A 25,985-nucleotide genomic window follows, 5' to 3' on the forward strand; every position below is an offset into this window, starting at 1 on the left:
ATTATTTAATTTCCCTAAAAGTCAATTCCGTAGAATATTGATATAAATCACTCTTTCCTTTTTTGAAATCTATTTCTTGATTAGTACATACATAAAGCCCAGACTTCATATAATATTTAGGATAAGTAACTTTTGTTCTATCTACATATACTGCTTGTCCATATTTTCCAATATTATATATGTTGTGCCTTATGTTTGGCATAATAGTTTCTTCAATCCATACTTGAAGCACAAAAGGTTACAAAATTATTAACTTCAAAAAAATTAATTATTTTTTCTCTATCAGCATTAGTTAAGTATGGAAAAGATACTTTCCAAGTATCATATTTTTTAACAGGAAGCCTTCTGCAAAAATAATGATTACTTGTAGAAAAAAATTGTTCATGAGTATAATTTACAGTATAGTTTTTTTGTTTATCATGCGGAGGAAAATCTACAGCTTCCCCTATAATAAGATATCCGCATTCAAGCATATTTCCGTCTGGTTTTTTATGAAAAGTTATTTTTATTCTTGTAAACTCTACAGGAGATATATTATAAACTCCAAAATTATTTTTTATAGAAACAGTATAGTTAATTATTTTACCATATATATTTTCTATTTCTACTGTTAAATATTCCACATTAGTATTAAATATAGCAAAAGAGTTTATTATCCCTTTCCCATCTACAAATAAACTTGCTCTTTCATCTGTTTTGAATCTTCCCACTTCTAAAGTCTGATAGTTAAACATATTTGAAACAGGGAAAAAATCATCTTCTTCAGCTTCTAATATACTAACTGGAAAAAGATTAAGTATATTATTATGTAATAACCTCATAATATACCTCTCTGGCTAACAACTTTAACTCCACGTTTGCTTAAATTAAGCATTGTAGCTGCTACTATCTTACCATCAAGCATTAAGTAAATAGGCTGATTATATGAAACATCAGATGCATCTTTTACACTATAGCTTTGATCATTATTAGCAGTAGCCTCAAAAATGCTGCTTCCTATTTTAGATAGTATTTTATCTTCAAGAGGAATAACAGCTTCATCATTAGCACCCTCACCAATAACAGCATTAATTCCTCCCTGTCTTCTCTCTACAACTCCGCCTCTTGCCAAATATTTAGGCTCTTGAGGTTTAGCTTGACTGAGTGTTGCTAAATTAATACTGCCGCTTGCTATTACGCCTAAAAGAGTAGCATAAGCTACTAAATTGGCAGGGAAAGGAACTGCCATCGCAGATGCTAAGGCATTAATGGCTGCTTGTGCCATTGAAGCTGTACCTTGTGCTAAAGACATTTTCCAGTTTTCTAATCTTGAATTATATTCAAGCCTCATTTTTTCATTATTGTAATTTTTTTCTATTTCTAACTGTTTTGCCTTTGCCTCTTCTTCTATTTGTATTTTAGACAGCTCTTTCTGTTTTTCCTCAAGCTCTGCTTTTATTCTTTCCTGTTCATAAAGTCCTAAGGCTACATTTTGTCTATTTTTAAGCTGTTTAATTTCATTTAATAAACTCTGCTTTTGAGAGTTTTCCATTATTCCTAAAGCTTCAAGCCTTGCTGCTTTCTCTTCTTCTATAGCTTTTAATGCTAATTCTTTACGCTCTTCTGTTTTATCTATTTCAAACTCTATAGCTTGTATTTTTAAATCTTGTACAGCAGTATATAGATCGCTCATATTATCTGCTACATCATTAAACATGTTGCTCCAGTTTGAAGCAAAATAAGAGCTAAAATCTAAAGTATTAACTTTCCATAAATCTCCAAACTTCTGCTTTAATATCTCTACTTGTTCATTTGTAAGCTTTATTTCGTTTGTTATACTTTCTATGCCGCTTCGAACTATTTCACTTTTAGCACCTTCTCTTTCAGCTTCGCTTATTTTTTCTCCAAACTCTTCTGCTACTTCAACATTTCTTTCATAAGCTGTTATGCTGTTTTCTATCTCTTTTACTAATTCATCAAATCTATCAGTCTTTATACTATCAAAAGCATAACCATAATTCTGACTTAAATATTTTATCTGATTAGCATTCAAGTTTAATGCTGTACTCATTTCTGTAAGTATAGAACTTACTTTGTTTTTTTTAGCTTCTAAAGCATCAGCATCGCTTATTTCAGCACCTAAAGCATTAAGATTTTTTACTCTTCTAGTTTCATCTTCTTCAGCTTTTTTTAATTCTTTTAAATAATCTTCATAAGTTTTAGTATGTTCTTTTACAGTATCAGATTTCTTTTTTATGGCATCTATAGATTTTTGATTAGCCTTCTGCTCTTTAGTTTCTAAATCTATTCCGTCCCTTGTCAAGGACTGCCTTAATTGCATGTTCTGATTTAAGTCATTTCTTTGTTTTTCTAATTTTGCTAATTCATCTTCTACTTTCTTTAATTCGTTATAATCAGATGAATTACCAAGATCTAGTTCTCTTTGTATATAATTATCATCAGCACCTATAGCATATAAAGATTGTTTCCATCCTTCGAGGGCTTTTTGATAAATCTTTCTTTGCTTTTCTAATTCTTTAATTGTTGATTCTATAGTTTGTATATTAGTGGCTTCTTCTGCTGTTCTATAATCTTCAAGCTTCATAGTAGCAGAATCTATATATGTTATGCCGTCTAAAACTACTGTTTTTAAATTAGGATAAAGTCTAGTAAGCTTTTCAGTAACTTGATTTAATCTTTCTGTTGCCGCTGCATCAAGTTCTTTAGAACTTGCTAATTTTTGATACTCTTGGAATAAACCTAAATCTTTAAAAGCATTGTCATTTAATTCTTTTGTGCTGCTAGTGAGTTTTTGAGAGCTTTCTATTAATTGTTTATATTCTTGATTTAATTTATATGCTTTTAAAGCTAAAGCTCCAAGTCCTGCTGTTAAAGCAGTTACAACTCCTACAGGGCTTGCAAGTACAACTGTATTAAAACCTTTCCAAACAGTGCTTAATGCTTGGATAGAACTTACAGATGTTTTTAATGAGCCAATAGCACCTTTAAAATCATTAAGTATTTTTTTAGTTTCTACAAAAGATTTTCTCAAAGTTCCTATACCTTGCAAAGCGGGTCCCAAGCCAGCTGTAATTCCTATAATTCCAACTGTTGTCGCTTGCAAAGGAGCTGGAAGATTATTAAATGCTTTTATTAATGATGATATAGTTCTAATCGCATCATCAATTATTGGCACTAAAGTATCTCTAAATAATGGGATAAAGCTTTCGTTAATTAATGGAAGAGCATTATTGCCTAACTCTATAACTAAAGCACTGAGTTCTGCTTTAAGTCTTTCAAATTGTCTTGCCGCACCATCATCTATTTTTTTGAATGCTTCAGAAGTAGCTCCAACGCTATTTCTCACTTGATCCAAATAGTCTTTGAACTTACTTGCATTTTTACCAGATAAAGCTAAAACAGCGTTGCCAGCTTCTACACTGCTAAACATACTTGTAACTTCTTTTCCTGTTTTTTCAGCATGATCGCTCATCATTTGAAGAGCTTCTTGAAGGTTGCCTCCTCCTGCTATAAAGTCTTTGAAGCTTTCACCTGATATCTGTTTAAATGTTTCGTAAGCAACTGAACCTTCTTTATTAAGTTCTACTAAAGATTGTCTAATTTGTGTCGTTGCCACAGATGTAGGAACACCCTGAGCAGTCATTGCCGCAATGGCTGCTCCTATATCCTCAAACTGAACACCTATAGCAGAAGCTATTGGAATAACATTAAATAAGCTATTTGATAATTGTGTAAAATCAGTTTTGCCTAATTTTACTGTTTGAAACATTATATCAGAGGCTTTTTGAGCATTTAATATTTCTGAGCCATAAGCATTAGTAACACTTGTTAATCCATCAACTGAAGTTTTTAAATCACTAACTCCAGCAATAGAAGCCTCTCCTGCTGTTTTTAAGAACTCAAATACATTTTCACGTGGTATGCCTGCAGATAAAGCTTGATAGAGTGCTTTTACTGTTTCTTCTGGTGCTTTACCTATATCCTTTGAAAAAGATAAAGCTTGATTCTTTAATTTCTCAAAACTTTCATTGCCTAACTCTGGAAGCAAAGTAAGAACTTCACGCATTCCATTATCAAACTCTATTGCTTTTTTAGAAGCGAGTCCCATTGCTGTGGTACTAGCAACTATTGGGACAGTTAAACTTTTGGTAGCTAAAGAACCAAAATTAGAAAAAGCCTTTCCTATTTTATTAAAACCTTTTTCTAAATCAGTAGTTCTGTCTTTAAGTTTGCCGAATGCTTCAATGGCTTGTGATGCATCAGCATATATACTAACATTTAAACTACTCATTAATCTTTAACTCCAATAGTTCCGCTATTAATTATCAATTGTAATGGTTTCTACTTCCCAAAGTCCTTGCTTTTCTCTTTTTATTTTCTTATTTCTTTCTTGTGTTTCAGTAATATTACCATCATTATATGTTTCATATTCTATTGTATATGGCAGCTGCAATGATGCAGTATAATAGAGCATAAGTCTTGAAAGACTCATGCTCAGCATATACTCTTCTGTCCAACCGAAACAGTTGGCTAAATGGGCAAGTAACTTAATTAATTCTACTTTTAACCTTTTTTTTATTATCTTCTTTTTTAGGTTTCAGTTCCTGCTGAGAAAAAGCAATCAAATATCATATTCATTACTTTCATTATTTGATCATAACTAAACTTATTTAAAATATCTTCCTTTGTAAGATCTTCATTAGTTCGCTTTATTACAGGTATTACGACTTCATCTATTAGAAGTCCTATGTCTACTGATTCTCCAGTTCTTATGTTATTATGATATTCGTTAACTTTTAATGCCACTTGTACTGGTACATCATTAACATTAATCTTATAATCACCTAATTTAGCATAAACTGCTTTTTTCTTTGTAAACTCTTCTAAATCTACAATAGTTACTTCCATTATTCTATTATCCCCCTAATTATTTTATTCTTGTATATTAATATCTATATCTAAAGTTTTGTCTTCAGAGCCTGCTTTTTTAGCTGTGATTTTTAGTGTAGCTTGTCCTGGAGTTTTTCCTTTGAAAGTGAAAGTTTTAGTTTCCTCTTCATAGCTTATATCACAAAAACCTTGTTCTGAAGGCTCTACTGCATATTTTATCTCATCAGCATTTGAAGTTAATACAACTGTATCACTTCCAGTGCCTGATATATCTACATTTTGTTTATTGCTTTCTAAAGTAAGAGGCTCTATTATTGTTTCATTTTCATCATTGCTTACAGATTGTTCATCTTCATACCAAGCCAACTGTTCGCCGCTTTCCTGACTTCCTGATGTACTTGCTGAGAAACTTAATTTTCCAACTAGTACATCTTGCGATTTGTCAGCAGGGAAACTAAACTCTAAACCGCCTGTTATAGCAGCCTGAGGTAAATATACTCTTAATTCTTTACCTTCTGCATTTGTATTAACTAACATTATGCATTTAGGTTTAACAATAGAGCTTTTTCCGCCTGTAGTCATACGAACCATCTTAGGCATTATTCTTTTATATGTAATAACTAAAGTATCTGTGCTTGGAGATATATTATTATCTGTAATTTTTATTCCATTAGTTCCTATTTTCTCATAGCTTGTTTCTTCTATCAAAATATTTCCTGTAGAGCTTTTCTTTTCTACTTTTGTGATGGTAACATCACTTCCATCTGCGTTCTTAAATGGAACTTTTATCTCTTCGCCTCTTTTATATGTATCTGATCCAACTATATATGCTTTTGTTATTTCTGTTTTTCCATCATAAGTATCTATATTATCTATGCCGCCTCTTGTCATAGCATATTTCTCAAAGTTTATTTCTAAACTATCAAGAGTTACTTCCATTTTATGTTCTGTAGTTAATGTATTTACAACGCCTGCATTATCACTTTCTATATCTGCTGTGGTAATAGTTTCTTTAAGGGCAATACTTCTTGCAGCTCCTATGTCTACAAGTTTATCAAACCTATCTCCTATTAGAAGTTTGGCACTTCCAGTTCTTATTGTTCTTTTATTTTGTACATATGTTTGACTCATGATGTCTCCTTTTAATATTTATATAATATATTTATTATGCTGATAGCTTGATAAAAGCCTTCGACATAGCTATGTGTCTCATTTGAAACATCACATCCGCATATTTCTGTATCTTCAATAATATCTATTAAATTGCTAAAATGTTTCCCTATATCTCTTTGAATATTTAATGCTTTACTAAGATCATTAGAATATACAGCTATTTGATAAACATTCCTGCCATATTCAAAATTATAATGCGGTGTGCTGCTTATTAAAGAATAAACTATATATGTCTTATTTTTATCTATTGTTGAATCATTAACAAAATCTAAATAAACACCATCTGCTTTATCTTCTGTTAATTCTTTAAGTATTGTATATATGGCATTTTCAATCATTTCTTTTTATTTGCCTTGTCTATTGCTTTTTGTAAGCTTTCTTTTATATATTGTTCTATAACAGGTCTCTTCTTTTCAAAAGTAGGAATTAAAAGAGGCTGCGGTGCTTGAGTAACTGTACCATACTCTGGGAAACGAACATAATATCTATCACCCTTCTTTTTATACCATATTATTTTATTTTTTGATGGAGCACCTGTGCCGCTAACTTCTAAAGTACCAACTTTTATTGCAACTGAAGTATCGCTTCCTTTTGATGACTTTTTTTCTTTTACATCATAGTATTTATCTTCAGTCCAACCTCTGCTTTTAGCTTCTGCATTAGCTTCTTTTGCTATTTCATTTCCTGCTTTTCTAGCACCTGCTTTTATTGCTTTTTTGAAATCGCCGCCTAATTCTTCTAAAGTTTTTCTAAACTCATCAAGTCCTTGTATACTTATAGAAGTTTTTCTGCTTACGCCTGACATATTATCCGTTTTTATTATTTACTAATTTCTTTATTGTAAAAATACACTCTATATTTTTATATGAAACATTTTCTCTATAAATGACTTCATAAATGTCATCTTCATGATTTATTTTGGCCATCATTCCTTTGGTATCAAACTCTTTGAAATAATGTGTATGCACCTTCAATGTACTTTCTAAATCTTTTCTTTTTCCCTGCTCTATATCTTTGTATGTTATATCTTCAATAGAACATTTAACTTTTTTAAGCTCTACTAATTCATTATTTCCTGTTCCGTTTCCATTATCTATATATGTGCTAGTATAAAAAGTGATAGTATGAATTAATTTCCCTACTTTCATAAGGTTATATTTTCCCTTGCTATAGTTAACAGCCTATGAACTCCTTTCAAAGCTACGTCTTCACTTTGACTTGCTTCTCCTGTTTTAGTTTCAAAATAATGAGCAGCAAGCCCAAGTATTGCATATCGAACTTCAGGAGGACAATCAATTCTTTTGTATTCAGTTTCATTAGCTTTATTACAATAGCTGATTGCACTGTCTAAAGTTAATTGCAATATATCATCATCATAATCAATGCCTTCTAAGTTTAGAAACTTTTTGAACTCTGACAAAGTAACAACTCTGTCATCATCTCCGCTTTCCACAACACTAGAGACATCAATATCTATATTTTCATTAATATCCTCAGGTTTGCTACTCATTTTTATATCCTAAAACTAATTATTTATTAACCAGCTGGCTCAGCAACTGATTTTGCAAATGGTTTATCATGTGCTACCAATCTTACAAAAGCCTCTTTTTGAACAGGAGCACCATCTCCATAGTATCCTACTTGGAATCCAACTTGATTTGTTGCACTATATAATTCATATAAAACTTGAAGTTCCATAGATAAGCTGTCCATTATCCAATAATGAGATAAATTAGCTAAGAATCCAAAATATTTTGTAGATTCTAATTTATCCTCAATAAAGTCATTTTGCACAACAGGTATTCCTAAAAGCATGCTAGGCTGTCCTGCTTGTAAACTTTCATTCCAAATAGGACGGTCTTGTTTATCTTTTAGTTTTCTTAATGCCGCAACTGCTTTTTTATTAAGCATCCATACAGCTCCATGTTGATATCCGCTTTTTAAACCGCTTACAGCATCTACTAATCCATCATAGGTTATAGCAGCTGTTGTAGTTCCAACAGCTATATCTCTATCAGTTGGAATACTAGAACTGTTGTCTGAAGTCTGAGCGAAAATACCAAGAGGTTTTCCTGTACCATTTCCATATAAATAATTATGTTCTAAAGTAGCAGATAGCTTGTATGCTATTCTTTCTTGAACTAATTTTTGAACATCTATATTGCTGTCTCTAATTAATTTTTTGCTTACCTTAACTAATTTAGTTAATTGATTAGCTTTCATTTCTCTTTTACCAAAAGACATATTTTTATCTTCTGTAACTTCGCCTATTTCTGGTGTCCAGTCTAAATCATTTAAATCATTTTCAAGTGTAGGTATTCCTATGCTTGCATAACCATTCATAGCAGGAATTATATATGCTCTTTTTCTCACTTCTACAGATGAATCCAATCCTTTTATTATATCTTTTACAAGATATTGAGGTGCTATAGTATTGCCGCCTGCTTCTGCCACTCCTGCCTGAAGTTCTTCTCTTACTTCTTTATCATCTCCTGTTCTTAACCATCTAGTAACTTTATCTCTTAATTCTGTGTCATTGTTAGCAGTAGAAGAGTCTAAATCATCAACTATATTTCTTTTATTCATAGAAGATTTAGTTTGAAGTGATAAAAGTTTATCATTTCTTTCTATCTCCTTATTTCTATTTTCTATATTTTGCATTAAAGTATCTATATCATTATCTAGCTTTGATATATCTTCTTTCTTGTTTGCTCTCTCCTCTAAGCTCATAGCAGAATATGAATCTCTTTGAGACATAAGGTCTTCAACTTTTGTTAAGTCTGAAGCATTTTCTGATTTCAAGTTTGCTATTTTAGTTCTTAAATCTTCTGGTGTCATAAAAGCTCCTTAATTATTTTTGATTTTTAATAGATTTAATTTTTTTTGTATGTTATAGTTCTATCTTCAAAGCCATCATCAGTAATTTTTATTGGCGGCTTTGGAACATATATATCATTTTTATCTCTAACATTTGTTTGAGGGTAGGCTGGAAATGTAACTAATGATATTTCACGCAAAACAATTTCTTTTACTTCACGAATTGGCATTCCATATTCTTTTATTATGTCTTCATCATCAATCCATTCATCTTCTTTTACTTTGAAGCCAAAAGACATTTGCTTTATATCGCCTCTGTTTACGCTTTCTTTTAAATCTCTTGCCCAAGTAGTATTTGGAAGTTCCACTTCAAAATATAAGCCTTTTTCATCTTCTCTTAAAATCAATGTACCAGCACTTTTTCTGCCTAAAACATATCTTGTATCATGCCCCCACAAGCATACTTGATCATCTTGTGCTAAAGACTTAGTAAAAGCACCACTTTTTATACGCTCTCTAAATAAATCACCATAAAGAGGTTCACTTAAAGCATTATAGACTATAGCATAACCTCTTAATTTAAGAGGTTCATCTTCTGTGTTGTTTTCAAACCTAATGTCTATATTTCTAATTTCACTATTGTTTGCTGGCATCTTTATTGTCCTTTTCTATTTTTTTATTTTTATCATTTATATTAGAATCTTCTTTATTTATAGGCTCATAAGTATCATCTTCAGAAATGGGTTCATAAGTATCATCTTCAGAAATAGCTCCCTCAATGTCTTCTATTAACCTTGATTGCTGACTAATAAAATATTTATCTCCGTATTCATCTGATACTTCATTAAGGTTTTCCATCTGTCGCCATTCATTTCTACTTAGAACACCATTGTTAAATTTTATTTGATTAGCTTGTTGTCTTGTAAGAGTATCACCTCTTAAAAGTCCATCTAAATTAAACTCTATATAATATTTTTTTCTCTCTGAACTGCTTAATAAATAACTATTTAATGCTTTTTCTATACGAACACACCAGGGTCTTATAGTATGCGTTACAAACTCAATGCTTTGATGTTCTATATTATTATTTGTACTTCTGCTTAAATCACCTATTAAATGCGGAGGTACACGAAACACTCGGCATATTTCTTCTACTGAAAATCTTCTGCTTTCTAAGAATTGAGCATCTGAGAGGTTCATTGTTACAGGTTCTACTTTCATGCCTTCTTCAAGCACAACGATACCCTTGTCCCAAGCCTCTCTGAAGCTTTCTTTAAGATTATTTTTTGCTTCTTTGCTTAATTTATTTGGATGTGTAATTATTGGAACTTTTTTAACACCATTTGAAAAGAAATTGAGTGCGAAATTATCTTGATAAAGTCCTGTAGTGATTTGCTTACGCATCATACCTATTGGACTATAACCTATTATGCCATTCCATCCAAGCCCTGCTATATGCATAACTTGTGCTGAAGACATAGTTATTATTTGGCCATCATCATAATATTCAAACATTTTATTGCCGCTTGAATCTCTATATACTTTTATCTTATTTGAATCTATTAAATAAAGTTCTGTTACTCTATTAAAATTATCTTTTACAACTTCTACAAAGCCATTGCCTTGCAAAAGTATTTGGGTAATTAAACTTTCTATAAATGATACTGATGTGCATTCATCATTAGGAGCATCATGCAGTAAACTATATAGAGGATGATTTATTGCTTTTGTTTTATTATTCCCATTTTTCTCATATACAAATAATGGAAGAGTAGCTATACTTTCTGCTATTACCCTCACGCAGGCAAATACAGTAGAAAAAGTTAAAGCAGTATTTGGATTTACCGCTGATAAAGTTTTATCATTTTGTATTGATAAAAAGTTACTTCCATTAAAATGACTAAAATCAGGGAATAGCCACTTAGTTATAGTATTACTTATTTTTTTAAACACAGCCATATTTTATGGTAAAAATATAAGCAAATATAAGGAATTATAAGCTATTAAAAAGCAATTTTATTATAGTACAATTATGCTGCTTTCTCATTATTAAGCTCATTTTCTTTATCTTGATATGCCTTAGTTATACGATTTACTGCAGTATCAAAATATTCATCATCTAATTCTATACCTATAAACTTTCTATTAACATTGATACAAGCTACACCTGTACTGCCGCCGCCCATAAATGGATCTAAGATAGTATCATTTTCATTTGAAATTAATTTTACTATTCTCTCCATCAAGGCAACAGGCTTTTGAGTTGGATGCTGATATTTATACCACTCTCTATTACAACGCATAATTGAAGTTTCTATTTTTCCAACTTTTACTGTTTTAAATAAATTGACCCCTCTTTTTGAACGTAGATGTCTTCGTGCAGTTATTTCATATTTTTCTTTGGTTTCACAATTAAATTCTCTTATACCTGTTTCTATATATTTAATAACATCATCTTTATCTTTGTTGTTTAATGCTCTTCTCAAACTTTTCCATATATCAACAATTCTATCTAATTTATTTTTATTTATGTAATATTCCAAATAGTCAACATATTCCCTTCTTAAATAAGCATTCCCCAAACTGCGAAAAGATATATCTTCATGTATTCTTAAAAAATTATTAAGATAATTTGAACCATTTTCTTTTTCCCATACAGCACTCTCTTTAAATTTAAATCCTAATTTCTCTAATATTAAGTTCCATCTAAAAAATGCATCCCCTCTTCCAAAAAAAGCTATCATTGAGTTATCTTTTAATAATCTTTTCCATTCTCCAAATACTTTATCTTCATTAAAAGGGATATCTAATTTATGTTTCAAATACAAATAAGGAGGGTCAGATGCAATTGCATTTATAGAATTACTTTCTAATTCTTCCATTACATTTTCGCAATTTCCTTTTATTAAAATACAGTTCCCAATTACAACTTTTCTAAACATAAAAAGCTCCTAAATTATTTTTTCTTATAGTTATAAAATATTATATTACTCATTATTAATATAGATTTTTAACTCAAATTGTAAGTAAGGAGTATAAATGCCTGAGAAAGCTAAAAAAGCCCCAAAAAACGCCCAAAATAAGCCAAAAAAAGCCTCAAAAATACCTAATCCGCCAGAATATTTTTGTGGGTATTCTCTGAAAAAATGGAATGAATTAGCCCCAATTTTTGTTGAAAAAAACATGTTAAATGGAGCTGATTTATCAGCTTTTGAGCTCTTATGCCTACACTATGGCGATGCTATGGATCTTTATGAGGCTATGATTGATGAAGGCGGTTCTATAGCAGGTTATTTAGCAGGAAAAAACTCACAAACTATGGGCGAATATTTAGCTTATCATAAAGCTATAACTGCATATACTAAAATGCTTACTGAGTTTGGCTTAACTCCTGCCTCCAAAAAGAAAGTCCCTGTTCCTGAAATAGTGGATACAGATGATCCGCTTGAAAAATTAATGAATGGTTAAATATAATGTATAGCTATGAAGAATATATTAATAAAGTTATAAATAAAGAATTGCCTGTATGTCAGGCTGCTTTTTTAGCAGTAAAAAGACATTTAGATGATATAGAAAAATCAAAAAACAATGATTATCCTTTTTATTTTGATGAAAATGAAGCTAAACGTCCTATTACTTTTATTCAATCTTTAGTTCACACAAAAGGAGAATGGGCAAATCATAATATTATACTTGAATCTTGGGAACAATTTATTATAGCAAGTATATTTGGATGGAGAAGAAAAGAAAATAAACTTAGACGTTACAAAAAAGCATACGTTCAGGTAAGCAGAAAAAATGGAAAAACTACTTTTGCATCTGGTATTGGTAATTATTGCTTTTTTTGTGATAGTCCTGCAGAGGCTGGTGTTGAAATATATTATATAGCCACTAAAAAGGATCAAGCTAAAATTGCATGGAGTGAAAGCGAAAGACAAATAAGAAAAGCAAAAGCTCTCAATAAAGAAGCGATTACATATAAACAAACTTCTACAATTACAAAGAAAAAAGATACTGCCTCAAAATCAAAACCACTGGGACAGGACAGTAATACTGAAGATGGTTTAAATCCGCATTTAGTTATAGTAGATGAATATCATGCTCACCCAGATAATGAACTTCTAAATGTTCTTGAATCTGGAATGGGAGCTAGAAGACAGCCTCTCACTTTTATTATTACAACTGCTGGATTTGATAAAACTTCTGTTTGTTTTTCTGAATATGAATACGCTAAACAAATATTACAAGGTTCTCTAAATAATGATGAATACTTTTGCATAATATATGAACCTGATAATATAAAAGATATTTGGATATTCATGAGTGAGTATAAAGAAAAATTAAACAATAATCAAAATACTCAAGAACAAGAAGAACTTATTAATAATATTATTTTCCAAGCTAATCCTAATATTAATATTTCTGTAAAGGATAGTTATTTAAAATCTAGGTTATTTGAAGGATTAGATAAACCTGTACAGAGAACAGATATACTTACAAAAAACTTAAATGTTTGGACTCAAGCTAGTGAAGTATGGATTTCTTCTGACAGATGGCTTAAGTCCTATTTACATCAAAATATAAATATAAATGAATTAAAAGGAAAGAGAGCTTGTATTGGATTAGATTTAGCAACTACAAGAGATATAGCCGCTTATGTTTTATGTTTTGACACGATTGATAATGATCCATATATACTTTTGCCTCGCTTTTTTATGCCTAAAGAAAATATAAGGCAACGTTCTAAAGAGGACAGAGTGCCTTATGAATTATGGGCTTCGCAAGGTTTAATTACTTTAACAAATGGTGATATTATAGATTTTGATATTATAGAATCTTCAATATTACAAGATGCTAAAGATTTTGAAATTATAGAGATAGCTTATGATCCCTGGAAAGCTATTGAAATAATAACTCACTTAGAAAATGAAGGCTTCAAAATGCAGCAAGTTAGGCAGTCTTTTGCAGTCGGAGGTTTGTCTGAAGGTACTTCTTTATTTGAAAAAACAATAGATGAACGCAAACTTCTACATGGTAATAATCCTGTTCTTAATTGGATGATAAGCTGTTGTGAAGTTAAAACAGACGGAAGAGATAATTATTTGCCTGTTAAACCTGATAGGCGAAGATCATATAAAAGAATTGATGGTGTTGTAGCTTCTATTATGGCTCTTCATAGAGTTATTAAAAATCACTTTGAAGATACAAAAAGTATTTATGAATCTGAAGGTGTATTTAGCTTATAATCTTGGTACTTTATATATTATATATAAAGTACCAATTAATAAATAATTAAAAAAGATTCACGATACTTTCGAATTGTCTATTTCATATTTTATTTTATTCATATACCTATCTAATATTTCATTAATTTTATTTCTAATAGTCTTTTTTTCTAATATTTTTGAGGATAATCTTAACAATGCTGCATAATGTTCCATAATATCTTCGTTTGTTTCATCATTTATATAAGTAGAGTAAATTGGATAATTGCATACAGTTTTATTGTCTTTAATGTTAGCTCCTATAATTTCAATACGTTTTCTTTTCCCATTTATATAATATTCAATATATACTGCCGCATCATATTCTCTTATATCTGCAAATAAATTATTATTATTTAATAATTTCCTTATTTCTTTTGTAGCCTCTTCATTATTACTTTTTATTATTGCTAATTCTTTTTTTAATTGTTTATTCATTTTTAATTACCTCTTCTTTAATTATTTATGTGATGACAATAACTCTGTTCCTAAAGATAGCAAGTTCTTTTCCTCCAAAAATACAACTTTTTTCTCATTTATCGATTAAAAATTAAGGCAAAAAATAAGGGGCTTTTATGCCCCTTATTTTGTTAAATTATTAAATTATGCTGCTAATGTATCAAAAATAAAATCATGGAATATAAAAATATCTTCTTCTAATATTTTAGATACTTTATTTTTGATATTATCTTTTCTTAATAAATCAAAAGCATTAAATATATTTCTATATAAATCAAACTTAACATCATCTATATTATCAGTTAAATATATTCTCTCATAAGAGTATTTTATACTTATTTTTTTATGTATATCTAATGACGCCCTTATTATAATTTCATCTTTTATCTTTACTATAATATCAAATGGAGTGATTTCTATGTTTATATTTTCTATGCCTGTTAATATACTAGATATTTTTACTTTTATATTTTCTTTTGTTTCATTATATTTTCTATTTAGAAGTTTCTCTTTTTCTTGATTAGTTATTTGCATTTTTCTTACCTCTTTTAAATTATTTATATAAGGGGCATATAATGCCCCACTATGATATCTATTAAAATCCTTTCATTAATAGCTTACATCCTTCTATATTATTCTTAATGCATTCTTTTAATTCTTTATAATCTGATATAGTATCTTTGTTATAATCAAGCATTTCAATTAAAGATTCAAAGCGAGTTATTGCAGAACTATATTTACCTTCTTTTAATAAGTCTGAACCTTGTTGATAATCAATCAAAAATAATGTTAAGTTAATCATGTTATTTACCTCTTCTTAATTATTTATGTGATGACAATAACTCTGTTGCGAAAGATAGCAAGTTCTTTTCCTCAAAAAGTTATTTTTTTCATTTTTTATTTTCAATAAATTAAAAAAAGTTTTCTATTTTATTACATAACTCTATATTACTTTCTATGCTTAATTTTAAATCAGTATAATCATTTATATATTCCTTATTCTCTTCTAAAAGTGTTAGTAATACTTTATATTGAAATGAAGCTTCATTATAATTTTTCTCTTCAAATGACTTAAATGCTTTTTTGTGTATGATAAAAAGTTCTTTTAAATTAACCATTTTTTAATACCTCTTTTAATTATTTATATGATGACAATAACTCTGTTGCAAAAGATAGCAACTCATTATCATATAAAAAAATAATGTTTTACACCCAAAATATTATTTTGTGTGTGAAAATAATTTTTATTAGTCATAAATACTATAATTATAATAATATCTTAAGGAGATTTTATGGATTCAAGGAATAGTGTATCAATTAATTTTAATCAGGATTTATATCGATGGATTGTAAAAATGGTAAAAAATAGCAAAGCAGATCCATTTAACTATTCAAATGCCACATTTGGAGGTTTTGTGCAGGCTTGTGTTGCAAAAGCTAAAAAAGAATACGAAGAGAAAGGAAGTGAAATGCAGAAATTAAAAAAAAGAGTTGTAGAATTAGAAATAAAGTACAAAAAAATTGAAGAATTAGAAAATAAAATTAAAGAGTTAGAAAAATAATTTCATACCCCCTAATAAAAAAATTATCGCCACATATAAAAGACTCCCCACTCGTTGCACAACTTAAAAGCTTGTAGAGATTTTACCCACCCCCTAGCCATTAAAACATATAAAGAATCCATATTACTAATATAAAAAATTATCAATTTAATTTGAATTGCATTATATTCAAAATAACATCTGTTGCGATAATTTGTCTTATTGAAATATTATTTTTTTAGTATACTTTCAAAATAATTTTTAATATCTATTATCTCAAGTAATTCTTTACATTTATCATTATAACAAACTTTTATAAAATATTCACCAAATGAAGTAAGTTTTAGTCTATCATGTACAATATAATTATATTCATTAATACAAACATCTAATTTAGGCATATTTATAGTGCTATCTTCAAAATAAATTAAATTTAAAGATTTTAATCTATCAAAAATATATGAATAATTTAAATTTGCATTATTTTTATATATAATTTTTCGATTATTTTTATTAATGATATCTATTTGATTTATTCTATAATCATCCAAGCAGTAAGCATCGTATATTCTATATATTTCATAATTATTTGATACATCTAACAATCCTCTTGCTTCTTGAGAAGACATTTGTTTTAGGATTTGTGTAAATGCTGGATGTACTAAATTTGATGTATTTTTATCCATAGAGGATTTTAAAAGATTGTAAAACATTTCATGTAAAGGTGTTTCCTTTTCATTTAATAATATACCTTCCATACTTGGTATTAATATATTTCTTTCTGGTTCTACAATTTCTTTATCTTTTAAATCTTTTGATAATCTATTATTTAAATATTCAAAAAAATTATCTCTATCTTTAATAAATGATTTTATCTTATCTAAAAAAGTACAAGCAATATAAGCACCTGCACCTTCTATAGCCCCATCTCTAAAAGAAGAAATCATGTCATTTATAATTCTAATTAAATCATTATTCATTTTTTATTTACCTGTTACGATTAATAATATAAATTACTTATATTATTTATGAACTTTATTCATAAATATATTTTTATTTAATAAAGTGGACTTTTTCAAATAAATGTTATATCAAATAAAATAATATTACTAATCAATATTAATATAACTATATAACTTATGAGTTTCTTTTCTATTAAATAATTTTTTATTTTTACATGTTAATTCTAAAAATAGTTTATTTGGCATAATAGTATTAAAGCCCAATTCTAATAATTTTACATAGTCTGAATAAATGATATTAATAGGTATTTCTTCTGTATTATAAAAATTATCATAATATTCTTCCATTAATTCTTGTAAACTATTAACTTTTTTTAACGATTCATTAACTAATTTTACTCCTTCTTCTTGTAATAGTTCTGATTTACTTAAAGTAATTAAAAATGTCCTTAGTTGATTAGCAAAATTGTGTTCATATAATTGATTTTCTAAAAATCTTTTTCCAGCTGAAAGATAATTTATCATATAAGAGAAAGCATCTAATAAAGGATATGAACTATTAGCAATTAATAAATCAAATCCTAATTTTTTATATAATTCAGGTAAGATATTTTTATAAACTAGAACAGATTCAGTGCATATAGTTTTTATTCTTTCATTTATATTAAAAGTATCATACTCTTTGAATTGTGGATATCTATAAACTATAATATTAGTTTTATCATAGGTAGAAACTATTTTTCCATAGTCAATTTCTTTAATGTCAAGTATATTACTAGAACCTAATAGTTTTTCTATATCTTTTATTCTATTTTGATATATAATTTCACATAATTTTTTGTTATCTAATACTTGTAAATACCTGCAAACATAATCACTATACTTACTGAAATCAGGTTTGTCTGATGTTATTTTTATATACATAGTTCCCTTTTTATCAAAAACACTCATTACTGTTTCTTTATTTAAATTTTTTAATTGTAATTTTACATCAGGATTACTATCATTTTGCTCCTTTATTAACTCTAAATTGCAATCTATTTTATATTTATTTAATGATGACACGACTGATACTATAGCCCCTATAACTGATACTATAGCTCCTATAATCGATACTATAATTGATATTATTTGGCTTAAATTCATTTTTATTTTCCTTTTAATATTATTATATAAATATCACTTTTTTAGATTCATTTTAGATTCTATTTTTTTTATATTTATATCTGGATAATTATTTTTTATATATTCTAGAGCATTCATATCCTTAGTTTTTAAATATGAACCTAAATAAGACAATTTTTGTTTATTTTCACTTATTATATCTGACCATCTTAGAATATAAACATTTAAATCACAACTATTTGAAGTTTCTAATAAACCAGTTTTAGGATCTGCTAATTTGCTTTCTGCAAATTCCGATATATAACTGCTTATTAAAATTAATTTATATGAGTAATTTATTTTTGATAATGCTTGCTCTTTTTCAATAGCAAATTTATATTCAGAAATTTGATTTATTTCTTTTCTATCTATTTCTTTAGAAAATCTTTTTAGCTCTATTACTAATATTTCTTTTTTTTGAGCACTTCCTTTATCTATTTCTGTCCATACAAATAAATCCATTCTATCTTTATTTTCTTTTATTGTAGACAAATCAGCATCATCTCCAAAAACACTTTTTCTTAATCTTTCAAATGTTTTAGATATAGTTTTATCAGATTGTACTATTTTAGTACCATTATATTCAGAACCAAATATCCATAAATTATTTTCTATTAGTTTATGTAAGTGGTCTCTTTCATTTATATATTCATTATAATCTTTATTATATGCTAATTCAGAAAGGTTTTCTATAAATAATTGTTTTGAAGCTACTTCATTTGCAAATGGTACTATATATTCTAAATCTGCCTTATCTAATAAAGATTTTAATTCATCAACTTGGGGTTTTGGTAAATCTCCTAGTTTATCCAATATAATTGCTATATTTCCATCTGCTATACATTTATTAACTAAAGGATATATAATATTTTTTAGTTTATTTTGTTTCTCTAATAGTTTAAATTTTTTTTCTATACAATAACAAAATCTTATATAAACCATTTCTTCAGATTCTGATGGAGTATTTTTTTTATAAGGATATGTATTATCTTTTTTCAAATTAGTTTCAAAATCATAATAATCTTTATATTCTTTGTAGAAAAAGTCATCCAAATGTTTTTTTATTTCATCTTTTAAATGAGTAAGATTTTCATCTATATTATTAATATCTATATTTCTAAATGCATCTTTTTCTTTATTAAACATATCTGAATATATGTATATTACCCAAGAAGATACATTTGGAGTTGATAAATGATATTCGTAAGATGCTGCTATACTTTTTATATTATCATTATCAACTAATAATGATACAATTTTATTATTATTATTTTTTGTATCTTTATATTCAATAGCTTCATAATTAAAATTATATTTATTTCCATCCAATGAAATAAATTCTTTATCAAATTTTTGAGATGATATCTTATATTTATTAGGATCTAATTCTTTATTATTTATAATAAATGATACTTTTTTATCTATTATATAGAGGTAATAATGTATAAATATGTTTTCCCAAATATTATTTTTAGCTTTTTCTTCTGTTGAAAGTTTTTCGCTAATTTTATATTGTTTTTTGTCTTTATAATCTGCATCATTTGAATAACCATCTTCTATTGTTACTTGGAAATAAGATTCTGAATTAATACCAATATTTTCATATTGTACATTTATATCAAGGTGTTCAAAAGTAAGATCTTTTATATTTTCTAAAGATAGGACAAAACTTGATTTTATAAAAGCATTTTCTTTCATATCATATGCAACAGTTTCAAAAGTTACAATTTTTCCAAGCTGAAATGAAGAAAATCTACCAACACCTCTACCTGTTATTTTGCTATTATTTGCCATTTCCAAAAGTTTTTTATTTAAATCTGATTTTGATACACCAACTCCATTGTCTTTTATAATGATCTTATTTATGGAGTTTTCTATAAATTCATCCTTATCATTCACACTAGTATCAATAGTTATTTCTATTTTAGATGCAGATGCTTGTATAGAATTATTAATTAATTCACATAATGCTAAAAATGTATCTTTATTCGTTGCTAGAGTATTTTGTATTATTCTAGCATTGACTTTCATTTACTTCAATATTGTTTCTAGATGATACACTCATATTTATTCCTATAATTTTAATAATTTTTATGTTACGATAACCTTTATTATCGCAACACCCTATTTATATTTTCTAATGCACATTTCCTCACATATTGCCCTATACTCATTCCTTCTTCTTTGGCTATTTCTTTAAGCATTTCATTTTCTTCTTCATTTAATCTAAATGATATTCTATAACTAGTCTTTTTATCCCTATCATCTTTCTTTTTTCTGCCAGCACCTTCACGAGCACCACCTGTATTTGGTCTAGCTCCACCCCTATTATTTTTTTTTATTATTTCCATTATTTATTCCTATTATTTAATTTTACTATAATAATTACCAAACATATAATTATTATTATACTTAAAATTATATCAATAATTTGAAAGTTTATACTTGACACTCAATATATATGCTATATAATAACCATATAAGAAGTGAAGGTTGAGTGTTTCCACCCAATCACTTTGGCTAGTTATAAATTAGACTATTTGATCTGCTTTATAACCACAACTAAAGTTATAATCACCGTAGTAAGTTATATAACCTTAGTAACCAAAGTAATCATTTTATCCATTCGGTTTTCCTTACTTTTCTTATTGGAATTAATTATAATATTTGATGAAAAAATGTCAACAATTTTTCTACAAAAATAATATATTATTTATAAAGGATTTACTAATGTTAAAAGAAACTGTATTCAATTTATATATAGATGAAAGTGGGAATACTGGTGCTAATATGATTGATAATGAACAAAAATTTTTTACATATGGAGCTTGGTTAATACAAAAATCTATAGAAAATAGATCAATAAAAAATTTATCAAATAAATATTATTATTTATTTGATAAAAATAATGTTGAAATAAAAGCTACAAAGTATTTTTATAAAGATAAATATTATAAAAAGTATAAAGAATTATTTAATGATATCTTAAAAGAAAAAATGTACCCATTTGTGTTATTATTGGAAAAAAAATATATCATAAGCTGTTTTATAGTTGAAGTGTTTTTTAAAACAAAAAATATTATTAATCCCATTGAATATAAAGAATTGCAAGAATTTAAAACAGCTATTAGTAATATTATACATAATAATATTACATTTTATAATTCCAATATTTTTAATGAATTTTGGTCAAAAAATTATAATAGTAAATATACAAATCAACAAATATTATATAATACTAAACAAGAAATATCAAAAATTTTAGATTCTAATAACTTAAATTATTTATCTAATTATCTTGATAATATTAATACTAATATTAATATTGATGAACTAAAAGCAGAAGAATTTTTTGCTGGTCTTTTATCAAAACTATTAACCCATATAATTGTTTATATAAACTATGTCAATAATTACAATAATTATAAGATAAACTATAAAATAAATGTTTTTCATGACAACCTTGATGGATTTAAATATATAAAAAAAGTTATAAAAAAATCTAACATTGAAAGTATGTTAGAAAATAATATTAATTTTCCATTAAATACAATAGATTCAAAAAATAATAAAATAATTCAATTAGCCGATTTATTAGCAGGTTTTTTTAGAATCTTGTTAAATGAAAAAAACATTAACAAATATGCAAAACAAATAATAAACCAATATTTTATAGATACATTTGGTGTATTGAAAGGGAATAGCGTTATATATTTATCATATGATACTGAATATAAATTTTTATCTAATATTAGTAAAAATGGATTTCCAAAAATAGATATTGATAATAAAAAATTAATACAATATTTTAATAAATATATTGAACATTAATTATATTTTATAAGTGTTGTGATAACAGTAATTATCGCAACACTTAAAATATTATTCTACTTCCAAACTTCTTAAGTATAGTCCTGTTATAGCTATATTACTATGGTTTAATGCTTTTCTAATAAGTTCTATGTCTCTGGTTTTTTTATATAAAGTAACAGCAAAATAATGTCTTATATCATGTATAGAGTAAGAGGCTTTTATTTTACCTTGTTCATATAAACGCTTTGAACTCCTATAAAAAACATTTCTTATTACTTCAGAGCTTTTATTTTTGAAAGGAGCATTAAAAGCGAGATTATACTTTTTTAATTCTTTTATAACCTTGTCAGTAACTTTCCAACTTATCTCTTTTCCTTTTGAATAGGAATAATATTTATTGTTTCTTATTTCAAGTTTAGGTAAAGCACCAACACGCACACCGCATTCCATTATAAAAATGATGGCCATCTTTATCAAAGGGTCAGATATATCTTTAATTATTAATTCAATTTCTTTTTTAGTTGGAACTTCAAGTCTTTTTTTATTTTTAACAGGAGGACGAGCTTTTGTACCACGAAAAGGATTTTTAATAAATGGATATCTTCTCTCTAAAAATGAGAAGAAAGAAGAACAAGAAGAAACTAAGGCACGTATACTTAAATTAGAAAGTTCACTTGAATTGACTTCTATTATAAAGTCATCAGCTTCTCTGGCTTTAATAAATAAAATATTTTTATTATTTATACGGCAATATTCTTCTAGCTTATTGAGCCCATTTTTATATTGTCTTTTTGTATGATTGCTTTTTGTCTTTGAGCATTGCTTAAAAAAGTTTTCTTTTTCTGTTTCATAATCTATCTGCTTAATAAGCTGCTCTTCTTTCATATAGTCAAGTATATTTAAATAATTAGCTTGCTTAATAAGAAGTTCTGCTTGCTCTTCAGTTATTATATTATTATTATTTTGTGATATTAGTTGATTCTTATTTTTAGAAGCCATGTTTATACCTTTCTATAAATTAAAGACAAAAGCCTTTACCTATAGAAAAGAATATAAACTTTTATAACTATGTTCTATAAAAACATTAATGTTAAATTATTATGATATGACATAATAATTTCTAGTTTAATTTTATTACTATATCACAAAGTAAAGCAACAATATTTGATAAAAAGAAACAAAGTATATAAAAAGCTTTAGCTATTTCATTTTTTGATGTTATGCTTATAAAAATAAAAACAATACTAAATAATCCAAAGCTTATAGATCCAATTTCATAAATCATCATTTATATATCCTTAGTTTAATGATTTTTCAAGAAGTTTTTATCTCATTCCATATCAAATAATTCTTGTATTTCTTCCTCAAACTCTTTATATATGTCTTTTAAGCATTTTCTTACTTTGTCATCATTGTCTGATATATCTTGGTATGTAGTACCTTTGTTAATGCGGACAATTCTACCATGCATAGATAGCTCTATAAATAGTAATTTATCTTCTTCTTCATTCATCATTACATTAAACTCTAAATGATTAAAAGTAAGAGTTTCTTTTAATGCTTTATAAATCCTTTCTTTTAATTGCATTTTTGAATCCTCATTTAATATATTTTCAACTGTTTGCATATAAAACTCTAAAGAGTAATTACAATCTAATTTCTCATTATTGATGGTAACAAATAATTTACTTTTATTTTTTCTTTTTTTATATTTAATAACAATATTTTTATATTGATGTTTTAATATTCCAAAGATGTCATTGATTCTTCTAAACTCATTATCTGTATCATAATGATGTATAACAGCTTCAATCATTTTTTCTCTCTATTACTAATTTAAATAATGAGCGTAGAAGTTTATAATATTTGTTATATTCTTCTTTTGTTTTAAATGTTATAGCTGTAGGCAATCCACTATCTATAGTAATTATTATTATTTTTTTCTTTTCTTCTTGAAAATGAATGATTGCTATATGGTCTATATTTATTAAACAATTATTAATTAATATCCCTTTTGGCATAAATTACTCCTCATCTTCAAAATCACTAATTATTGGAATATTTAAATCATTATTGAATATAGCAGAAATCATTTTATATACCTTCTTCACTAAAAAGTAATTTATTGCCCTCTCCATCTACTTTATCCCCATCCTCATCAAAATCCCATCTATTTATATTGCTATCTGAACTTAATGGATCTTCGTCTATTTTATAATGTGCTTCTTCTTCATCTTCACTAAAAGAGATTATTGAGTTATCTTTTTGTAATTGTTCTTCAAATGATTCTTTTTTTCTCTTATCAATTTCTTCTTGTATATCTTCTATTGTTGTCTGAGCTTTTTTAGATTCTGCCTTACTTTTTGCTTTGCTTTTCTTCTTACTAGTATAATCTTCATTATTATTGGATATATTCTCTCTCGTTAATATGAATCTCTGTATAGCCCTCATAACGGTATTGGCTTCTTCTTTATCATCAGACTTAAAAGTGATACCAAAAAGTCCTTTATCTTCTATAATGTTTAGTTCTCTCATTTTTCCCTCTTTTTATTTAATTTATATTTTTTACAGATATTATTTATATTTGCTATAGCTATAATATCTTTTTTATGCTTACAGAAATAAGATGATTTTATTTCTAAACAATATATACAATCTTTACAACTATTCTTTACTATCATATATTTTATAAATCTTAATTACCCTCACTGTGATTTCCTTTTTCTTTCTCCAATTTCATTTTATATTGTACTGCCTTTTTAATTATATCTACAAAACCATCTGCAGGTTTATTATTTGCATTAGATATGAAATATATAAACTCTGTTAATAAATAAACAGTATCTTCACTATTAATATTTTCAGCATCAATAACAAGTCTCCCATCTTCTAATTTATCTATATGTATATATTTTCTTTCATTACTATTATTTATATTCATAAAATCTCCTGCTAATAATCTTTCTTTTTATTTCCAAAAGCTCCGTCTTCTTTTGCTGTTTTTCTAGAATGGCATCTTTTGCATAATGCTTGCAAATTACTTTCATCATAAAACAATGGATCATCTTCACTTTCTACACGCTTTATATGATCCACATGTTCAGCAAAGCTATGGCATTCATTAAAGTTTTTACATAGAGGATTTTTATCTAAAAACTGTTTTCTAAATACACGCCATTTTTTACTTTTATATCTTTTATATGCTTGATTATCACTTCTCATTTTATAAACATTTTATTCACAACTTATCAACATTGTTGACAAGTTATTAACATACTATTATTCATTAGCAGCTATTTGCTCTCCAATATCTACTAACACAGATTCAAGGTCTTCATAGCAATATGGAGTTTGCCCATCAATACATATCTTGAATGTTTCATTTTCTATATCTATATAACAACAGCATAAATCACTATTAATTTCTAATCTGTTTCTTTTAATACCCATAGAATCTTTTAACTCTGGATATTCGGAGATTATTTTATTTTCTATTCCTTCTAAAATAGCTAATTTAGTTTGATTGTAATGTGTTAGCATTTTTTCTAAAAATGACATTTTTATTCTCCCTTTTTATTAATTTTATTTTTTAATTGATCTATATATTGTTTTCTTATATCATCCATAACTTTGTAATCTGTAATCCAACCATCATACATACATAAATAATCTCCTACTTCCAAACTTTTTAACCAGTTAGAAAACTTTACATCCCAATTAGATTCTTTATAATTTGGCTCATAACTTTTTAGCAACTCTTTTAATTCCTTTGTGATTAAATTAGCATAAGACGGTTCTCCAAGATGTTTTAAAAATTTCTCTAATTCTAAACATCCCAATACAAAATACTTTTTAGTATTAATACTGAAAACCATTAATTTTAGCATACATATACCTTATTA

General features: G+C 27.0%; 34 protein-coding genes and 1 pseudogene. 4 read left to right on the forward strand and 31 right to left on the reverse strand.

The genetic code is table 11. From position 1 onward, the window contains the following. Window position 1 precedes the first annotated feature (1 nt). The 14 genes and pseudogenes from BPP43_RS11990 to BPP43_RS03645 form a co-directional block, all read right to left on the reverse strand. A complete protein-coding gene (locus BPP43_RS11990; protein WP_252832388.1) occupies window positions 2-202 on the reverse strand; it encodes a hypothetical protein in 201 nt (66 codons plus the stop codon). Window positions 203-212: 10 nt separating this feature from the next. Next, window positions 213-821: a hypothetical protein gene (locus BPP43_RS03585; protein ID WP_252832389.1), complete on the reverse strand. Its 609-nt coding sequence runs from the start codon at window positions 819-821 to the stop codon at window positions 213-215. Beyond that, window positions 818-4,291 (reverse strand): phage tail tape measure protein, encoded by a 3,474-nt coding sequence (locus BPP43_RS03590; RefSeq protein ID WP_015274192.1) that lies wholly within the window; start codon window positions 4,289-4,291, stop codon window positions 818-820. The genes BPP43_RS03585 and BPP43_RS03590 overlap by 4 nt, the downstream gene beginning before the upstream one ends. Before the next feature lie 27 nt (window positions 4,292-4,318). Further along, window positions 4,319-4,501 (reverse strand): hypothetical protein, encoded by a 183-nt coding sequence (locus BPP43_RS03595; protein WP_041752809.1) that lies wholly within the window; start codon window positions 4,499-4,501, stop codon window positions 4,319-4,321. An 89-nt stretch (window positions 4,502-4,590) separates the two neighbouring features. Next, a complete protein-coding gene (locus BPP43_RS03600; protein WP_015274194.1) occupies window positions 4,591-4,908 on the reverse strand; it encodes a hypothetical protein in 318 nt (105 codons plus the stop codon). A 24-nt stretch (window positions 4,909-4,932) separates the two neighbouring features. Beyond that, on the reverse strand, window positions 4,933-6,021 hold the full coding sequence (locus BPP43_RS03605) for a hypothetical protein (protein ID WP_015274195.1): 1,089 nt from the start codon (window positions 6,019-6,021) through the stop codon (window positions 4,933-4,935). Between the two features lie 11 nt (window positions 6,022-6,032). Next, window positions 6,033-6,401, reverse strand: a complete 369-nt coding sequence (locus BPP43_RS03610) for a hypothetical protein (protein WP_014936431.1) — start codon at window positions 6,399-6,401, stop codon at window positions 6,033-6,035. After that, a complete protein-coding gene (locus BPP43_RS03615; RefSeq protein WP_015274196.1) occupies window positions 6,398-6,868 on the reverse strand; it encodes an HK97-gp10 family putative phage morphogenesis protein in 471 nt (156 codons plus the stop codon). Before BPP43_RS03615 ends, BPP43_RS03610 begins: the two co-directional genes overlap by 4 nt. 1 nt (window position 6,869) lies before the next feature. Further along, window positions 6,870-7,211: a phage head completion protein gene (locus BPP43_RS03620; protein ID WP_015274197.1), complete on the reverse strand. Its 342-nt coding sequence runs from the start codon at window positions 7,209-7,211 to the stop codon at window positions 6,870-6,872. Then, a complete protein-coding gene (locus BPP43_RS03625) occupies window positions 7,208-7,573 on the reverse strand; it encodes a head-tail connector protein (RefSeq protein ID WP_014936434.1) in 366 nt (121 codons plus the stop codon). Before BPP43_RS03625 ends, BPP43_RS03620 begins: the two co-directional genes overlap by 4 nt. A 26-nt stretch (window positions 7,574-7,599) precedes the next feature. Further along, entirely contained in the window at window positions 7,600-8,901 is a 1,302-nt protein-coding gene (locus BPP43_RS03630) for a phage major capsid protein (RefSeq protein WP_015274198.1), read from the reverse strand. Window positions 8,902-8,910: 9 nt separating this feature from the next. Continuing rightward, window positions 8,911-9,533: pseudogene (locus BPP43_RS03635) on the reverse strand (HK97 family phage prohead protease). Next, window positions 9,517-10,839 carry a phage portal protein gene (locus tag BPP43_RS03640; RefSeq protein ID WP_015274200.1) on the reverse strand — a complete coding sequence of 441 codons (1,323 nt, stop codon included), beginning with the start codon at window positions 10,837-10,839 and terminating at the stop codon, window positions 9,517-9,519. Before BPP43_RS03640 ends, BPP43_RS03635 begins: the two are co-directional and overlap by 17 nt. A gap of 71 nt (window positions 10,840-10,910) precedes the next feature. Next, entirely contained in the window at window positions 10,911-11,822 is a 912-nt protein-coding gene (locus tag BPP43_RS03645) for a DNA-methyltransferase (RefSeq protein ID WP_015274201.1), read from the reverse strand. A 97-nt stretch (window positions 11,823-11,919) separates the two neighbouring features. Between BPP43_RS03645 and BPP43_RS03650 the strand changes: the two genes are divergently transcribed. After that, window positions 11,920-12,348, forward strand: a complete 429-nt coding sequence (locus BPP43_RS03650) for a P27 family phage terminase small subunit (protein ID WP_015274202.1) — start codon at window positions 11,920-11,922, stop codon at window positions 12,346-12,348. 5 nt (window positions 12,349-12,353) lie between these two features. Then, on the forward strand, window positions 12,354-14,126 hold the full coding sequence (locus BPP43_RS03655; RefSeq protein ID WP_015274203.1) for a terminase large subunit: 1,773 nt from the start codon (window positions 12,354-12,356) through the stop codon (window positions 14,124-14,126). Window positions 14,127-14,183: 57 nt separating this feature from the next. Here BPP43_RS03655 and BPP43_RS03660 read toward each other — a convergent pair whose 3' ends face one another. The 4 genes from BPP43_RS03660 to BPP43_RS03675 form a co-directional block, all read right to left on the reverse strand. After that, window positions 14,184-14,582 (reverse strand): hypothetical protein, encoded by a 399-nt coding sequence (locus BPP43_RS03660; RefSeq protein WP_015274204.1) that lies wholly within the window; start codon window positions 14,580-14,582, stop codon window positions 14,184-14,186. 165 nt (window positions 14,583-14,747) lie between these two features. Further along, entirely contained in the window at window positions 14,748-15,137 is a 390-nt protein-coding gene (locus tag BPP43_RS03665) for a hypothetical protein (protein ID WP_015274205.1), read from the reverse strand. 61 nt (window positions 15,138-15,198) lie between these two features. Next, a complete protein-coding gene (locus BPP43_RS03670; protein ID WP_015274206.1) occupies window positions 15,199-15,405 on the reverse strand; it encodes a hypothetical protein in 207 nt (68 codons plus the stop codon). Between the two features lie 109 nt (window positions 15,406-15,514). Further along, complete coding sequence (locus BPP43_RS03675; RefSeq protein WP_015274207.1) at window positions 15,515-15,721, reverse strand: hypothetical protein; 207 nt, start codon at window positions 15,719-15,721, stop codon at window positions 15,515-15,517. 174 nt (window positions 15,722-15,895) lie between these two features. On the opposite strand from BPP43_RS03675, the gene BPP43_RS03680 reads away from it, so the two are divergent. Then, complete coding sequence (locus BPP43_RS03680; RefSeq protein ID WP_041752811.1) at window positions 15,896-16,165, forward strand: hypothetical protein; 270 nt, start codon at window positions 15,896-15,898, stop codon at window positions 16,163-16,165. 209 nt (window positions 16,166-16,374) lie between these two features. Here BPP43_RS03680 and BPP43_RS03685 read toward each other — a convergent pair whose 3' ends face one another. The 4 genes from BPP43_RS03685 to BPP43_RS03700 form a co-directional block, all read right to left on the reverse strand. Continuing rightward, window positions 16,375-17,124 carry an Abi-alpha family protein gene (locus BPP43_RS03685; protein WP_015274209.1) on the reverse strand — a complete coding sequence of 250 codons (750 nt, stop codon included), beginning with the start codon at window positions 17,122-17,124 and terminating at the stop codon, window positions 16,375-16,377. A 129-nt stretch (window positions 17,125-17,253) separates the two neighbouring features. Beyond that, window positions 17,254-18,252, reverse strand: a complete 999-nt coding sequence (locus tag BPP43_RS03690) for a hypothetical protein (RefSeq protein WP_015274210.1) — start codon at window positions 18,250-18,252, stop codon at window positions 17,254-17,256. A gap of 33 nt (window positions 18,253-18,285) precedes the next feature. Then, window positions 18,286-20,301 (reverse strand): ATP-binding protein, encoded by a 2,016-nt coding sequence (locus BPP43_RS03695; protein WP_015274211.1) that lies wholly within the window; start codon window positions 20,299-20,301, stop codon window positions 18,286-18,288. Window positions 20,302-20,381: 80 nt separating this feature from the next. Continuing rightward, window positions 20,382-20,621: a DUF6290 family protein gene (locus BPP43_RS03700; protein ID WP_015274212.1), complete on the reverse strand. Its 240-nt coding sequence runs from the start codon at window positions 20,619-20,621 to the stop codon at window positions 20,382-20,384. Between the two features lie 379 nt (window positions 20,622-21,000). Between BPP43_RS03700 and BPP43_RS03705 the strand changes: the two genes are divergently transcribed. Continuing rightward, window positions 21,001-22,101: a DUF3800 domain-containing protein gene (locus BPP43_RS03705; RefSeq protein ID WP_015274213.1), complete on the forward strand. Its 1,101-nt coding sequence runs from the start codon at window positions 21,001-21,003 to the stop codon at window positions 22,099-22,101. Window positions 22,102-22,152: 51 nt separating this feature from the next. Here the strand turns inward: BPP43_RS03705 and BPP43_RS03710 are convergent, their stop codons facing one another. From BPP43_RS03710 to BPP43_RS03750, 9 genes are all read right to left on the reverse strand, one after another. Beyond that, window positions 22,153-23,082 (reverse strand): tyrosine-type recombinase/integrase, encoded by a 930-nt coding sequence (locus BPP43_RS03710; RefSeq protein ID WP_015274214.1) that lies wholly within the window; start codon window positions 23,080-23,082, stop codon window positions 22,153-22,155. A 121-nt stretch (window positions 23,083-23,203) separates the two neighbouring features. Continuing rightward, window positions 23,204-23,371, reverse strand: a complete 168-nt coding sequence (locus BPP43_RS03715) for a hypothetical protein (RefSeq protein WP_013244424.1) — start codon at window positions 23,369-23,371, stop codon at window positions 23,204-23,206. Between the two features lie 42 nt (window positions 23,372-23,413). Then, window positions 23,414-23,899 carry a hypothetical protein gene (locus BPP43_RS03720; protein WP_015274216.1) on the reverse strand — a complete coding sequence of 162 codons (486 nt, stop codon included), beginning with the start codon at window positions 23,897-23,899 and terminating at the stop codon, window positions 23,414-23,416. Beyond that, the gene (locus BPP43_RS03725; protein ID WP_015274217.1) at window positions 23,892-24,104 is read right to left on the reverse strand and encodes a hypothetical protein; all 213 of its coding nucleotides are present in this window, start codon (window positions 24,102-24,104) and stop codon (window positions 23,892-23,894) included. Before BPP43_RS03725 ends, BPP43_RS03720 begins: the two co-directional genes overlap by 8 nt. A gap of 73 nt (window positions 24,105-24,177) precedes the next feature. Then, entirely contained in the window at window positions 24,178-24,618 is a 441-nt protein-coding gene (locus BPP43_RS03730; protein WP_015274218.1) for a hypothetical protein, read from the reverse strand. Between the two features lie 160 nt (window positions 24,619-24,778). Then, a complete protein-coding gene (locus tag BPP43_RS03735; protein WP_015274220.1) occupies window positions 24,779-25,024 on the reverse strand; it encodes a hypothetical protein in 246 nt (81 codons plus the stop codon). A gap of 11 nt (window positions 25,025-25,035) precedes the next feature. Next, window positions 25,036-25,305 carry an HNH endonuclease signature motif containing protein gene (locus tag BPP43_RS03740; protein ID WP_015274221.1) on the reverse strand — a complete coding sequence of 90 codons (270 nt, stop codon included), beginning with the start codon at window positions 25,303-25,305 and terminating at the stop codon, window positions 25,036-25,038. Between the two features lie 57 nt (window positions 25,306-25,362). Beyond that, window positions 25,363-25,641 (reverse strand): hypothetical protein, encoded by a 279-nt coding sequence (locus BPP43_RS03745; RefSeq protein ID WP_015274222.1) that lies wholly within the window; start codon window positions 25,639-25,641, stop codon window positions 25,363-25,365. 2 nt (window positions 25,642-25,643) lie between these two features. Next, window positions 25,644-25,970 carry a hypothetical protein gene (locus tag BPP43_RS03750; RefSeq protein WP_041752812.1) on the reverse strand — a complete coding sequence of 109 codons (327 nt, stop codon included), beginning with the start codon at window positions 25,968-25,970 and terminating at the stop codon, window positions 25,644-25,646. Window positions 25,971-25,985 lie beyond the last annotated feature (15 nt).

It is taken from the genome of Brachyspira pilosicoli P43/6/78, assembly GCF_000325665.1.
Taxonomy (GTDB): Bacteria; Spirochaetota; Brachyspiria; order Brachyspirales; family Brachyspiraceae; genus Brachyspira; species Brachyspira pilosicoli.